Here is a 13,144-nt window from a genome sequence, read left to right on the forward strand (position 1 = left end):
CGGACAGGTACGGGGTGTAGGACCGATCGGATGAGAGAAGGCAGCGTGACCCACCATGACCGCAAGCAGCGCTTCGAGGTGATTTACGTTGCCAACTATGCCGACATCCTTGCCTATGTCCGACGACGTACCGACATCCACGAGGATGCCGCCGATGCCCTCGCTGAGACGTTCGCCACGGCCTGGCGCCGGCTGGACGACATCCCCGAAGGGCGGGACGCGCGCCTGTGGCTGTTCGGCGTGGCCCGCCGGGTGCTGGCCAACGGCCGCCGCGCCGAGTCGCGCCGCAGCGAGCTGGTGGAGCGGCTGGGCCGGCAGCTCGCCGGGTGGGCGGAGCACGCCGAGGCCGGCCAGGGCCTGGCGGGCGTGCAGGAGGCGTTCGCGCGGCTGAGCGCTGACGACCGGGAGATCCTCGCGCTGGCCGGCTGGGAGGGGCTGAGCTCCGACGAGATCGCCACCGTCCTGGGCTGCTCGCGCGCCAACGCCCGGCTGCGGCTGCACCGGGCCCGCAAACGGCTGGCCAGGCACCTGGACACGGCCGGCGTCGACATGGCCCGCATCGGCTTGCGCGCCGTCGCGATGACGAAGGGGGTTGTGTGATGCACGAGATCGACCGCCTGGTGGCCGGGATCGCGCCCGATGCCGGTCCCGGCACGACGCCGATCGCCAGGGAGCTGCTGGAGGAGATCACCTCCGTCCCTGTCCCCCAGCCCCGCCCCCGCCGCAGCTGGCTCGCCGTACCCCGGCCGCGCAGCTGGGCGGCCATGCCGGTGCTGGCCACACTGGCGGCCCTGCTGTCCTTCGGCGTCGCGCAGGCGCCCGCCTCCGCCGCGCTCGACATCGAACTGGTCGACGACCACTACGTGATCACGGTGAAGGACCTGCTGGCCGAGTCCGAGGTGTACCAGCGGGAGCTGCGGGCCAGGGGCCTGGACATCACGCTCGACGTGGTGCCGACCTCCGCGAGCCTGGCCGGCCAGATCATCGTGATCAACGACATGGACCGGTTGCTGTCCGGCAAATTGGTGCCCGCCGACGGCCCGATCACCACGATCGACGCCCCGGGATCCTGCGAGCGTTTCGCCGGCTGCCCCATCGGCGTGAAAGTGCCGGTCGGCTTCGGCAAGAAGGCCGAGATCACTCTCGGCAGGCGGGCCCTGCCCGGCGAGAGGTACAAGATGCCGCCCCGCATCGCGTTGCCCGGCGAGCCTCTGCACTGCGTGGACTACGTCAACAAGAGCGTCACCAAGATCTCGGCCCTCCTGCGCGAGCGGGGCGTCACCCCGTCGTACATCGCCAACGGCAAGCCCTCGGCCCCCTCGGCCCCGGGCGACTGGTACGTGCACGACGGCGTCATGAGCGCCGACGGCCAGGCCCTGTTGCTGGTCGGCTCCGAGCCCAGCACCCGGCCGGCACCGCCGTCCCGCTGCTGATCCCGTCCCGGCACTGAGAGCCACCCCTCGGGGCGCGCGCGGCTGAGCGCGCGCCCCCATCACCGCCATGCGCCCTCCTCGGCATGCGCGGCCCCCTGCCATGCCCCACGATCGGATTTCGCGTGCCCACCGACACCCGCGTAGCGCTGCCCGCGCAGCGCCTCCTCACCGACCACCGCCTCCTCGCCGGTCACCGCCTGTTCGTCGCACTGCTGCTCCTGGCCGCCGCGCTACGGGTGGTGACGATGCTCGCCTATCGCCCGGCCACGCTCTACTGGTACGACTCCTTCACCTACCTCGACACCGCCGTGCACCCGGCCCCGTCGGCGACCTTCCACCCGATCGGCTACCCGCTGCTGCTGCGGGCGCTGCTGCCGTTCCACAGCGTGGAGCTGGTCGCGGCCGTCCAGCACATCATCGGCCTGAGCACCGGCATGCTGCTCTACGCGGTGCTGCGCCGCAGGTCGGCGCCCGGCTGGGTGGCGGTGTCGGCGGCGGTGCCGCTGCTGTTCGACGCCTCCTTCCTGCGTCTGGAGCAGGCCGTCCTGTCCGACACGCAGTTCATCTTCCTGATCGTGGCCGGGCTGGCCGTGCTGATGTGGTCGCCACGGTTGTCCGTGCGCGCCGCCGCCGGAGCGGGCCTGCTGTTCGCCGCAGCCGCGCTGACCAGGACGATCGCGCTGCCACTGCTCCTGCTCGTCGTACTCGTGCTGGCCGTGCGGCGGGTGGGCCGGCGGCCGCTGGCCGCGCTGGTCCTGGCCGGCGCGCTGCCCCTGGCCGGGTACGCCGCCTGGTACGCCCAGCACCACGGCCGTTTCGCCATCAGCGGCGCCGACGGCGTCGCCCTGTGGGCCCGCACCATGACGTTCGCCGACTGCGCCCGCATCCAACCGCCGCCCGATCTGGCGCCCCTGTGCCCCAACGGGACGAAAGTGGACGCGGCCTCGGAGTACGTCTGGGCACCCGGAGCCTCGCTCAACCGGCTGCCCGGCGACCACTTCACGTACAACGACCAGGCCCGCTCGTTCGCGATCAAGGCGATCCTCGCCCAGCCGCTGGACTACCTGGGCCACGTCGTACGCGACACCTCCATCGCCTTCTCCTGGACGCCGATCCCGCACCCTGACCGCACCACCCCGGCGTTCGGCTTCAGAAGCGGGCACTGGGAGCTGCCCGACCAGCCGCTGATCGACAAGGTCAAACGGGAGTACGACCCGGACATTCGCGGCCTGTCATCGGTGTCGCCGTACGCGGACTTCCTCATCGCCTACCAGTACGCCGCTTACCTGCGCGGCCCGTTCCTGGGCCTGATCCTCCTGCTGGGCGCGGTCGCCGCGGTCCGACGCCCCCGCGTGGCGCTGCTGCCATGGGCGGTGGCGATGGGCCTGCTGATCGGCCCGGCCGCGGTCCTGGACTTCGACCACCGGTACGTGCTGCCCGTCATACCCGTCGCCTGTTTGGCCGCCGCCCTCGCTTTCCGAACCGGAGATCGTAAGAAGTTCAGAGGGAGTGGCCGCCCTGCAGACAGCACCACGACGGAACTCCGCCAGACGACCGCCCAACCCACCCACTCGAAGCCGAGTCAGGTCACCGCAGAGAGAGCGGAATTGGCCAGTTGCCCCTGATCGGGTCCCCTCAGACTGCTCTCCACCACCTGCGGAAACGGCATGTCGATCACGCCCTCTAAGAGGGGTCGCAGACGCCCAGCGCCTCTATGGCCGAGGCGGTTCAAGAAGACCAGCAGGAGGCATTCTGGACCGCCCTCGGCGGCTCGGCCACGATGAGGGCATGACGAAGAGCGGATCAGCGCAGCCGCCGGCGGCGGGAGGAGGAGGCTTGCGCCTGAACTGGCCGGCAGTGAGCGCTCTGGCGGGTGCAGTTGCCGCCGTGGTCGCGCTGGTCGCCTACCTGGTGCCGCCGGCCCCGCCTCCGCAGCCCCAGTCCGACTCGGTAGCCCCCACCCCGGCCGCGCATTCAGCAACGACATGTGCGGCATCTGAGCACGCATAACCTTCTGGCCGGTGGCGTTGGCGATGCCGAACTCCTCGATGAGGGCGACGAGCGAGGGAATGCGCTCGCCGGGCTTGTATTCACCCGTGCGTTGGCCGACGGTCTTCAGCAGCCGCCGGCCAAGCGATGGACGAGGGTTCAGTCGAGGGAGAGCCCTGCGGCCGGAGTCACCCGGGCGGCCCGGCGTGCCGGGAGAACAGCGGCGAGGAGTCCGGCCAGGGCGGCAGTGAGGACGACGACGCCGAGTGATGGCCAGGGGATGAGCATGATGGCCCGGGTGAGGGCCCGCTTGACAACCGTCTCGTAGGCGACCCACGCGAAGCCGACGCCGATCGTGGTGCCGAGCAGGGTGGCCACCCCCGACATCAGCACCGCCTCGGCCGCCAGCATCCGCCGCAGCTGCCTGCGGGTGAGCCCGAGCGCGCGCAGCAGCGCATGTTCGCGGGCGCGTTCGAGGACCGAGAGCCCCAGGGTGTTCGCGATCCCGATCAGAGCGATCGCCACAGAGATGCCGAGCAGGCCGAGCACCGACCAGGTGAGGATGTCCAGCTCCCGATTCGCAACCGCCTGGGCCTGCAGCTGGTCCTCGATCTTCGCGCCGGCCGCATCCGCCAGCCCGTCCAGCTCGTCGACGAGCATGAGCGGGTCGGCGGATGCGGCGGCGCGGACCCAGATGACGTGCGGTTCGGGGGCGTCGGTGAGCTGTGCCAGGGTCTCGGGCGCGACCAGGCCGGCCTCGCCCCAGCCGGAGAGGGCGACGACCCGCAGCTGGGCTTGGCGATCGCCGACACGAACCGTGACCTGGTCACCAGGCCGGATGCTCGGGTCCACGAAGGCGTCCAGGTCGAGCCTGATCGTCCCGGGCTGCTCCACCCGGGCGAACGCCCCGCCGTCGCGGGCCACCTGCGCCGCGTCCGGCGCGGTGAGGACGGGTAGCGGTTTGTCGAACCCGGTGATCCGGGCCACGGCGCCGTCGACGGCGATGGCCTGCTCCACACCGGGAGTGCGACGTACCCGGTCGAGGAGGTCGATGGTGATCGGCTCGTCGAGCGAGGTGAGCGCGGCGTCGATGGGGTGATGCCTGGCGTTCACCTCGTCCAGCCCCGCACGCCACGTGGCCATCCCGGTGAGCACGGCGGTCGTCAGGGTGACCCCGACCAGCAGGGCGGCGGTGGTGGCCGCGGTCCGGCGCGGGTTGCGCACGGCGTTCTCGGTGGCCAGCCGCCCGGCCGGGCCGAGCAGCGCCCCGGTGACCCGGACCAGGCGGGGCACGAGCACCGGCCCGACCAGCAGGATGCCGCTGAACACCGATGCTCCGCCGGCCACCATGAACAGCGTGCTGTCCCGGATCATCGCCATCCCGAGCAGGGCCGGCCCGGTGACCAACAGCAACGCGGCGAGCGCCAGCCGCGCCCGGCCGGTGGCGGTGTGCATGACCGCGGCCTCCGGGCGCAGCGCCGCCAGCGGGCTCACCGCGACCACATGCCGGGTCGGCAGCCAGGACGCGATCATGGTGACGAGCAGGCCGACGCCGAACCCGCCCAGCAGCCAGGGCACAGGCGGTGCGGGGGCGGCCAGCGGGGTGGTGGGCGCGAGGGTGTTGATCATGGGGAGCAGGCCGTAGCCGAGTCCGAAGCCGATCAGTGTCCCGGTCAGCGATGCGAGCACGCCGACGGTGGCGGCCTCCCGGCGTACCGAATCCAGCACCTGCCGCCGGGTCGCGCCGACGCAGCGCAGTAGTGCGAAGTCGCGCAGGCGTTGCGCGAACAGGATGGAGAACGTGTTCGCGACGACCAGGACCGAGACCACGAGCGCGACGCCGGCGAACAGCAGCAGCATCAACGCGATCATGTCCGTGTCGTTGTTGAGCCCGGCCAGGCCGTCCCTGACGTACTCGTCCGCCGACCACACCTTCATGCCTTCCGGGAGCGGACCCACTTCCCCGCGCACCGCCACACTGCCCACGTGGAAGGTGGGTTGGTCGCGCCACTGCCGGTACTGCGGCCACGTGACGTACATCGAGGCCTGGGTCCAGGTGGTGGGGGACTCCACGATGCCGACCACGTCCAGGTCGGTCGCGGTGGCGCCCTTGCCGACCCTGATCCGGTCGCCGACCGCGACCTCTTGGGCCTGCGCGTCCCACACGTGCATCACCGCCTCGCCCGTACGTGCCGGGAAGCGGCCCGAGACGAGCTTCTGCCAGCGCAGGTCCTCCGCGGCGGCGATCGGCCCCACGGTCGTCTGGCCCCGGAATTCGCCCGAGCCGAGCGGGGCGCCGCCTTCCCGGTGCGCCGGCAGGGCGACCCGGCCCAGCCCGGATGCGTTGTCGCCGAGGCGGTCGATGAGCTCGATCGCGGCCGACGTGTCCAGGGTTCCGGGGCAACACGAGGGGCCCCGCTCGCGTCCGTCCTTGGCGGCGTCGACAACGTAGTCGGCGCCGCGGTACGGCGACCCGGTGGTCTCCATGAATCCGGCGCGTGCCCCGGACGTGAGCACGCCGATCACGACGACGAAGGCGACCGAGGCGGTCACCGCGATCATTGCTGCGACATACCTGCGGGTGTGGGTGCGCAGCGACGCCAGGAAGACAGTGCGCATCAGACGATCCGCCCGTCCTGCATGGAGACCACGTCGTCGGCGTAGGCCGCCGCGTCCCGCTCGTGGGTGACCATCACGATGGTCTGGCCGAGCTCGCGCGCCGACCGGCGCAGGTGCTCCAGCACCTCCGCCGACGTGGCGCTGTCCAGATTTCCGGTGGGCTCGTCGGCGAACAGCAGGTCCGGCTGGGTGATCAGGGCCCGGGCGATCGCGACCCGCTGCTGCTGGCCGCCGGACAGCTCCGCGGGCCGGTGGCCGAGCCTGTCCGCCACACCGAGGGTATCGGCGAGCATGTGCGCCCGCTGCCGTGCCGCGTGGTCGATCCGGCGACCGCCCAGCTCGAGCGGGAGCACGATGTTCTGGAGCGCGGTGAGCATCGGCAGCAGGTTGAACGACTGGAACACGAAGCCGATGTGCTCCCGGCGGAAGATCGTGAGCGCGTCGTCGTCGAGTGATCCGAGGTCGGTGCCGGCCACGGTGACGGTGCCCCCGCTGGCCTGGTCAAGTCCGGCCAGGCAGTGCATCAGCGTGGACTTGCCCGATCCGCTCGGCCCCATGATCGCGGTGAACCTCCCTCGTGGGAGGTCGAGGTCGATGCCGCGCAGGGCATGCACCTGGGCATCGCCTTGGCCGTAGGTCTTGGTCAGGTTCCGCGCGCTGGCGGCCAGGGTTTCCTGAGTGGCCTGCTGGGTGGTGGTCGTCATGGCAGAGAGGCTTTCGGTTGACCGGCCTGGGAGATGCCGAACGTGCTGGTCACTTCGTTGTCGTAGATCGGATAGAGGCCGTGGTGGGCGCCATGGTCCTCGAGCCGGCGCGCGCTTTCGTGGGGGCGCACGTCCAGCCCGATGCCCTTAGGAGCACGGCGAGTACCAGCGTGACCGCCGCGTACAGCCGGTCCCGGGGCCGGGGTAGGAGGGTGCGTGGTCCGTTCATGACGAACAACGATTGGCGCTGAATGTGCGCGCCTTGTCCGCCGCATGTCACCGTTTGTCGACGGCGGCCACTGCCGGTACGACCGTGGCACGGCGATGACCCGGCCGTGCGGGAGGGCCTTGAGCCGACCCTGACCCGGCATGGGCACCGGGTGCCGCGCGGTGGACTCCGGCGAGCAGGGGCTGGACCGGCTGCGTGCGGACCTTCCCGACGCCGTCGTGCTCGATCTGATCGAACTCCTGACCTGCTGTTCCGATGAGCCCGTCACTCGGCGCGCTGCAATGCACGCACGTCTCCCCTTGTGCTGCCCCAAGGCCGGCCAAGGGCGGCCCCAGTCCTGCGCCGGTCGTCGGAGTCCACGACTCGCACGACAGCCCTGCATCGTCGTGCTGAATAGGCTCACGGGCACCGATCCGTCCGTTTTGCAGGAGCCCGTCTTGCAGCTCCGTCAGACCGATCAGCTGGTAGCTACCGGGCTCATCCGCCCTTCGCGACAGCGCTCCCGAGGTCTGCCGGGCGCTTGATCATCTTGTAGGTGCGGGTCAGATCGGCGACCCGCTGGAGTTCTGTCAGGTTCAACCTGGCGGGATAGGAGCCGAGCTCGACACCTGCCGTCACCGCCCTGGAGAGCCTCATGTAGCGGGGCAGCACGTCGCGCACCTGCTGAGAATCGCTCGCGATCAGGCGCTGCGCCTTGGCCAGCGCGCGCTGGAAGGCCGCCAGCGTGCGGGGGTTTCGCCGGATCCACTCATCGGTGGCCGTCATTCCCGCGGTGTACAGGTTCGCGAGTTCCCCGGTCATCGCGTCCTCCACGATCCGCGTGTGCTTGCTCTCACGGGCCACGGTGACGTACGGCTCGGCCAGCAGGGCGGCGTCGACCTGCCCTGCGCCCATCGCGTCAATCATGTCGGGATTGGGCTTCTCGACCAGCACGACGTCATTCAACGTCAGCCCGGCCCGCTTCAGCACGGCTGCCAGCGTCAACGGCCCGAGCGTCCCGAGGTTCGGGATCGCGACCCTCTTACGCTTGAGTTCGGTCGCCGTCCTGATCTTCGACTTGGCGTTCACGACGACCGCGAAGCTCCCTTGCGCGGCCTGGTACAGGCTGGAGACGATTTTGAATTTCCTGCCCAACTCGTTCGCTCTGAAGAGCGTGGTGTAGTCGGTCTGCGCCAGGTCCAGCGCGCCGCTTTCGACCTGGGGCGCCGCCGCCGCCGCTCCGGTGATGATCATCGGCTCCACCGTCAGGCCTTCCTCCTCGAAATAGCCCTTGACCTGGGCCACGAACACGGGCGCCGACTCCACACTCGGCACCACCCCGACCTTGACGATGGACTGCTCGGGCGGGGTGGACGGGCGCGCGGCGGCACGCGGCTCCGCGGGCAGTACCCGTACCGCGACGGTGGCGGCGAGCACCGTGACGACGACCACCGCGGCGGCGGCGAGCGCCATGAAGTTGCGCCGCCTGCGCCGATGGATCTCGATCGCCCTGGCGCCCAGGTCGCGCTCCGGCATGTCGTCCGCGATGCGGTCGAACTGTTCTCCGAGCCAGGTCATCGGCGTGCCCCCTCACTACGAGCCGGGTCGTCCAGTACGGGCAGTCGCGGCGCCAGCTCGGGCGCCAGCGCCCGCAGGCGGGCCAGGGCGTGGTGGGCCTGGCTCTTGACGGTGCCGACGGAGCAACCCAGCAGGTCGGCGACGTCACGTTCGGTACGGTCCTCGTAGAAGCGCAGGACGAGCACGGTGCGCTGCTTGGGCGTCAGCCGCATGAGCGCCTGGCGCAGGACGATCCGCAGGACCGCGGAGTCCTCGGGCGAGTACGTGTGGTCGGGCGGCTCGGCACTCGGCACCTCGGCCGAACCGCGCCGCCGCCGCCACGAGATGTACTGGTTCACCATGGTCTTACGCGCATAAGCGTCAAGGTTGTCGATGTGGCGTAACTTCGACCACCGGCCGATCATGCGGACCAGCACACTCTGCAGGAGGTCCTCTGCGAGGTGGACCTCTCCGGTGAGCAGGTAGGCCAAGCGCATCAACGGGCGTTGGTGAGCATCCACGAACGCCCGGAAACTGGCATCGCGATCCAACGTCTCTCCTCATGTCGGTACCCTCCAAACGCCATGGCCGCGGCAAAAGGTTGGCACTGCTGAGAAGCCGACGTACGGAAGTGACAGGTGTTCCCGCACCCCCTGCGCCGTTGACGTAGGTGAACGCATCGGCTTTATCCAAATGGCGCTGTCCGGACATCGGGCGTCGCGGCCAGCAGGAACGCCGACAAAGCCATGAAAGCGGCCGCACCGACGAAGACCGAACCCGGCGCTGCGTACGCCAGCGACCACCCGAACACCGTGCCGGCCGCAACCGGCACCACGGTCTCCGCAACGGCGCCGATCCCCGTCAGCGCGCCCTGCACGGTCCCTTGCTCGTCGGCCCGGACGTTGCGAGAGATCCACGATTGCGCGGCCGCACCACCGACCGAGCCGAGCACGCCGACCGCCTGCAGGACGTAGAGCATCCACGGCACGGACACGAACGCCGTACCTGCCAGCGCCACGACGCTGAGCAGGCTGCCGGCCACCGCAGCACGCTTGTCGCCGAGCCGTCGGACGACCGGGCCGACGGCCCGCGCCTGGAAGACCGCGCCGGCGAGCGCCCCCGCCGCCATCACGACGCCGACGTGCGCGGGGCTCCAGGAGAACCGGTACGTGAGGAAGAACGTCCAGATCGACTGGTGGGTCATGCGGGCGACGTCGGCGCAGAATCGGGCGTACGCGAGCCGCCCGAGCAGCGGCCGGCGCAGGACGACGGCGATGGCGGCGACTGGGTTCGCCATCCGCAGGGTCAGCGGGGTCGTCCGGTCACCGGGACGCGACTCGGGCAGGACGAACCAGCCGTACGCGACATTGGCGAAGGACAGCGCGGCCGCGGCGAAGAACGGCAGGCGTACGTCGACGGCGCCGAGCAGGCCGCCGATCGTCGGACCGGCGACGAAGCCGAGCCCGAACGCGGAGCCGATCAGCCCGTACGCGCGAGCCCGCGACTCGGGTTCCGTGACGTCCGCGATGTACGCGTTGACCACGGTGTTCGTTCCCGCGCACGCGCCGGCGAGGGCGTGGAACACCAAGAGCGTCCAAGGGCCGGCCGAAACCGCATGAGCCAGCCAGTCGACGCCGAGGCAGGCCAGCGACGCGAGCAGGACAGGCCGTCGGCCGTACCGATCGGAGAGCCGCCCGAGCAGCGGCGAGACGACGAACTGCAGCAGGCCGTAGATCGAGCCGAGCAGGCCGGACCAGAAGGCGGCGGCGGTGGCGTCCTCGGTGACGGCCGCCATCAGGGCCGGCACGATCGGCACGATCAGGCCGAGCCCGAGCATGTCGAGGAAGACGGTGACGAGGAGGAAGGAGAGGGCGGGCGCCCGGCGCATTGCGGCTCCTGAGTCTCGAGAGGGCAGGGCCCCCTCGCGACTCACGGTCCGCCGAAAGCACGGAGGATCAGAATATCTGTGCTGTCAAATCATTTTTCGCTCTCGCACCGCAGGCACGGCCGCCCCCGAGCCCCAGCAATACGGCGATCGCCCCCCAGCGCCTGCCGCTGACGTTTATGGGAGCGCGCCGGCGAGACGCATCAGGAAGATCGCTGGTTGTGTCCACCGCGTGATCCTAACTTTCACTGGTGGTGGCGATTCCGCCGAGCGGATGTGTACGTATTGTGCAGAAATCCACGATCGATGTCGGGAGCATCGTTCATGGTCACGAGCTCGAGGACGCCTACCCCAGTCGTTGGATCACGGCGCACAGCCTTTGATCGACGGCCCGGCGGAACTCACCCAGATCCGCTGGGCCGAATCGTAGGATCCATTCCGTGCTGATCCCCCGAGCGGTTGCCGTGGTCGTCGACGGCAACCGAGTCCTGGTCATCAAGCGGTTCCTCCGGCGCAGCCCCGGCGTCACCTGCGCCATGTGCGATGCCGCAGGCTGGCAGGGGGCGCAGTGTCCCGGGCACCACTACGCGGTTCTTCCCGGAGGCCATGTGGAGGATGGCGAGTCGTCAGAGAGTGCGGCAGTTCGTGAACTCCACGAGGAGACGACGCTCACCGGGAGGATCGATCGGTTGCTCTTCGCCAGCTCGCACAATGGCCGGCCCGCTTTCTACTTCCTCATGCGTGACGTCAATGGCGTCCCGTCGCTCTCCGGCGAGGAGGCCGAGGAACATGGGCCGGATAACAGCTTTGAGCTCAGATGGGCGACGGCCGCCGAGTTCGAACAGCTGAACCTGTATCCCGCCGACGTGCGCGGGCCGCTCGTGGAACTACTTCGCAGTTGACCTCCTGCTCCGAGCTCGCCGCGCTCGGAGCTCCAGCTTTCTCAGCGGAAGAGTCCCACGCAGCCGGTTGCCCCGGCTCCGATTGGGGGGGCTCAGGCGGCGAATGTAAGCATTCCGATCGCCGGTGGTCTCCTCGATGCTCGTCAAAGACCGCGTTGCATCATGAAGCTGCTATACGAAGATCGAAAAAGTCGACGATCGAGGGCAGTGCATGCCAGAAGGGCGGAGTCCTTCCGGCTTCTGGACGCTAGAAGAGCTCCCGCTTGAGCGTGTAGATGATCTGCCGATCGCCGACTTCGTGGGTGGCCAGTTCCCAGCCGTCCGCACCCACCCGGTTCAAAATGTCAATCTCAGATGCGCTCCGGTCAAGATCTTCTCGCCCTTCTGGAGAGAGCCACAGCTTGATGTCACGCGTGATGAAGATCTGGGCATACTCCCAGCGGCTCGCCATTCGGATTCTCCGATCCCATCCTCATGATCCGATGCAGACGCTCCTCACCAGTGAACACCAAGACGCTGATCATGCATGTGTACCGCGTGATACGGATCGCCGTCTTCAGCCAGGACGGCACCCCAGCAACGCAGTGCCCGATGGTGTCCGGCATCTACGGCATCGGACATGGCCCCGCACTGCTCCAAGACCACATGACCCTGGCTACGACCCAACGGCGAACTCCCCTTCCGCGATGGAAGGACCCGGAGGGTGCCGGTGGGTAGGTCACGTTCGCAGGTCGCGATCGTCGCCCAGGACGGTTCTGCGCAGGTCACCAAAAATCTACGCAACGGGGTCGGGACGGTGCTGCGGGTGATCGGCGACCAAGTCCATGCGGTCCACGTGCCGTGTCGGGCCGGTGGTGCCAGGCGTTTCACGCCCGCTCTGGGGCACGTCATCGCCGGCGGCGTCCTCGGCCTCCCAGCGCAGCAGGTCGCCCGGCTGGCACTGGAGTACCTCGCAGAGCGCGGCGAGCGTCGTGAAGCGCACCGCCTTGGCGCGGCCGTTCTTGAGTACCGCCAGGTTGGCGGGCGTGATCCCGATGCGGTCCGCGAGTTCGCCCACGGACATCTTCCGCCTGGCCAGCATCACGTCGATGTCGACGACGATCGGCATCAGATCATCTCGTCCAGCTCGGCCTGCATCTGCGTCGCTTCGACGTCGCGCGCGACGGCCTGGGCGAGCAGCATCCGCAGCACGAGCACGATGAGCGCGACCCCCAGGATGGCCAGGCCGATCCCGCCCATGATGACCGTGACGCCCGGGTCGTCCCGCTGGCCCGGCGCGTTGAGGGCCGTGACCGCGAACCACAGGAGAGCAGCCGCCACGATCGCGCCGATCACGGCGTCCACGTACCGGAAGGCGGCGTGAGAGAACACGGTTCCGCGTCGCACCATCGTCACCAGCCGCCATACGCTGACCAGGGCGACCTGGACCGACACCATGCCCAGGATCGTGATCACGCGCAGCGCGGTCAGCGGGAGCGACCCGTCCTCCGGGTCGCTCCCGCTGACCAACACCCACACCATCGATGCCTGTATGCACACGGTGCCGACGAACACCACCCCGAGCACCGCGCGCAGCGCACGCACTGTCAGCTTTCCCATGGTCCACCCCTCCATCGAGTTACGATGTGAATCTATCGAATATCGATAAGCTAAGCAAGGGTGGAGCGGAGGGTGGGCGGCGGCGGTTACGCACCGTGGCGGTACACCGCCACCATCTCCCATGGCATGGCGTTCGCGCGAACCGTGGCGCGCAGCGTCGGTGTGCTGCTGCGCTGGAACGGCACCGCCTGGCAGCAGGCGCCGAAACCGCCGCTGCTCGATGACTACCGGATCAAGTAGCTCGGCGC

Annotated in this window: 12 protein-coding genes and 1 pseudogene; 5 read left to right on the forward strand and 8 right to left on the reverse strand. The window is 69.5% G+C overall.

Annotated elements, in window-relative coordinates; genetic code table 11:
- The first annotated feature begins 45 nt into the window (after window positions 1-45).
- The 3 genes from ABD830_RS36160 to ABD830_RS36170 all read left to right on the forward strand — a co-directional run bounded on the left by ABD830_RS36160 (window position 46) and on the right by ABD830_RS36170 (window position 3,058).
- Window positions 46-600, forward strand: coding sequence for an RNA polymerase sigma factor (locus ABD830_RS36160; RefSeq protein WP_344997775.1), 555 nt, complete (start codon window positions 46-48; stop codon window positions 598-600).
- Window positions 600-1,433: a hypothetical protein gene (locus ABD830_RS36165; protein WP_344997777.1), complete on the forward strand. Its 834-nt coding sequence runs from the start codon at window positions 600-602 to the stop codon at window positions 1,431-1,433. The genes ABD830_RS36160 and ABD830_RS36165 overlap by 1 nt, the downstream gene beginning before the upstream one ends.
- A 122-nt stretch (window positions 1,434-1,555) precedes the next feature.
- Window positions 1,556-3,058: a hypothetical protein gene (locus ABD830_RS36170; RefSeq protein WP_344997779.1), complete on the forward strand. Its 1,503-nt coding sequence runs from the start codon at window positions 1,556-1,558 to the stop codon at window positions 3,056-3,058.
- A gap of 523 nt (window positions 3,059-3,581) precedes the next feature.
- On the opposite strand, the gene ABD830_RS36175 is transcribed toward ABD830_RS36170, so the two are convergent.
- The 5 genes from ABD830_RS36175 to ABD830_RS36195 form a co-directional block, all read right to left on the reverse strand.
- Window positions 3,582-6,041 (reverse strand): ABC transporter permease, encoded by a 2,460-nt coding sequence (locus tag ABD830_RS36175; protein ID WP_344997781.1) that lies wholly within the window; start codon window positions 6,039-6,041, stop codon window positions 3,582-3,584.
- The gene (locus ABD830_RS36180) at window positions 6,041-6,745 is read right to left on the reverse strand and encodes an ABC transporter ATP-binding protein (RefSeq protein WP_344997783.1); all 705 of its coding nucleotides are present in this window, start codon (window positions 6,743-6,745) and stop codon (window positions 6,041-6,043) included. The genes ABD830_RS36175 and ABD830_RS36180 overlap by 1 nt, the downstream gene beginning before the upstream one ends.
- Before the next feature lie 706 nt (window positions 6,746-7,451).
- Window positions 7,452-8,531 (reverse strand): ABC transporter substrate-binding protein, encoded by a 1,080-nt coding sequence (locus tag ABD830_RS36185; RefSeq protein WP_344997785.1) that lies wholly within the window; start codon window positions 8,529-8,531, stop codon window positions 7,452-7,454.
- On the reverse strand, window positions 8,528-9,061 hold the full coding sequence (locus tag ABD830_RS36190) for a SigE family RNA polymerase sigma factor (RefSeq protein ID WP_344997787.1): 534 nt from the start codon (window positions 9,059-9,061) through the stop codon (window positions 8,528-8,530). The genes ABD830_RS36185 and ABD830_RS36190 overlap by 4 nt, the downstream gene beginning before the upstream one ends.
- Before the next feature lie 134 nt (window positions 9,062-9,195).
- A complete protein-coding gene (locus tag ABD830_RS36195; protein ID WP_344997789.1) occupies window positions 9,196-10,398 on the reverse strand; it encodes an MFS transporter in 1,203 nt (400 codons plus the stop codon).
- A 437-nt stretch (window positions 10,399-10,835) separates the two neighbouring features.
- Here ABD830_RS36195 and ABD830_RS36200 point away from each other — a divergent pair, with 437 nt between their 5' ends.
- The gene (locus tag ABD830_RS36200) at window positions 10,836-11,297 is read left to right on the forward strand and encodes an NUDIX domain-containing protein (protein ID WP_344997791.1); all 462 of its coding nucleotides are present in this window, start codon (window positions 10,836-10,838) and stop codon (window positions 11,295-11,297) included.
- Window positions 11,298-11,544: 247 nt separating this feature from the next.
- Here ABD830_RS36200 and ABD830_RS36205 read toward each other — a convergent pair whose 3' ends face one another.
- From ABD830_RS36205 to ABD830_RS36215, 3 genes and pseudogenes are all read right to left on the reverse strand, one after another.
- A complete protein-coding gene (locus ABD830_RS36205; protein WP_344997793.1) occupies window positions 11,545-11,748 on the reverse strand; it encodes a DUF4177 domain-containing protein in 204 nt (67 codons plus the stop codon).
- Window positions 11,749-12,207: 459 nt separating this feature from the next.
- Window positions 12,208-12,405: pseudogene (locus ABD830_RS36210) on the reverse strand (helix-turn-helix domain-containing protein); the annotation flags it as partial.
- Complete coding sequence (locus ABD830_RS36215; RefSeq protein WP_344997794.1) at window positions 12,405-12,896, reverse strand: DUF2975 domain-containing protein; 492 nt, start codon at window positions 12,894-12,896, stop codon at window positions 12,405-12,407. The gene ABD830_RS36215 and the pseudogene ABD830_RS36210, both read right to left, overlap by 1 nt.
- A gap of 60 nt (window positions 12,897-12,956) precedes the next feature.
- Between ABD830_RS36215 and ABD830_RS36220 the strand changes: the two genes are divergently transcribed.
- Entirely contained in the window at window positions 12,957-13,136 is a 180-nt protein-coding gene (locus tag ABD830_RS36220) for a hypothetical protein (RefSeq protein ID WP_344997796.1), read from the forward strand.
- Window positions 13,137-13,144: the final 8 nt, after the last annotated feature.

The organism is Nonomuraea helvata, from assembly GCF_039535785.1.
Classification (GTDB): Bacteria; Actinomycetota; Actinomycetes; order Streptosporangiales; family Streptosporangiaceae; genus Nonomuraea; species Nonomuraea helvata.

Coding starts and splice junctions, on each gene's coding strand:
- ABD830_RS36195 (WP_344997789.1), bottom strand. CDS start 10,398: ATGCGCCGGGCGCCCGCCCTCTCCTTCCTCCTCGTCACCGTCTTCCTC.
- ABD830_RS36165 (WP_344997777.1), top strand. CDS start 600: ATGCACGAGATCGACCGCCTGGTGGCCGGGATCGCGCCCGATGCCGGT.
- ABD830_RS36205 (WP_344997793.1), bottom strand. CDS start 11,748: ATGGCGAGCCGCTGGGAGTATGCCCAGATCTTCATCACGCGTGACATC.
- ABD830_RS36185 (WP_344997785.1), bottom strand. CDS start 8,531: ATGACCTGGCTCGGAGAACAGTTCGACCGCATCGCGGACGACATGCCG.
- ABD830_RS36175 (WP_344997781.1), bottom strand. CDS start 6,041: ATGCGCACTGTCTTCCTGGCGTCGCTGCGCACCCACACCCGCAGGTAT.
- ABD830_RS36215 (WP_344997794.1), bottom strand. CDS start 12,896: ATGGGAAAGCTGACAGTGCGTGCGCTGCGCGCGGTGCTCGGGGTGGTG.
- ABD830_RS36180 (WP_344997783.1), bottom strand. CDS start 6,745: ATGACGACCACCACCCAGCAGGCCACTCAGGAAACCCTGGCCGCCAGC.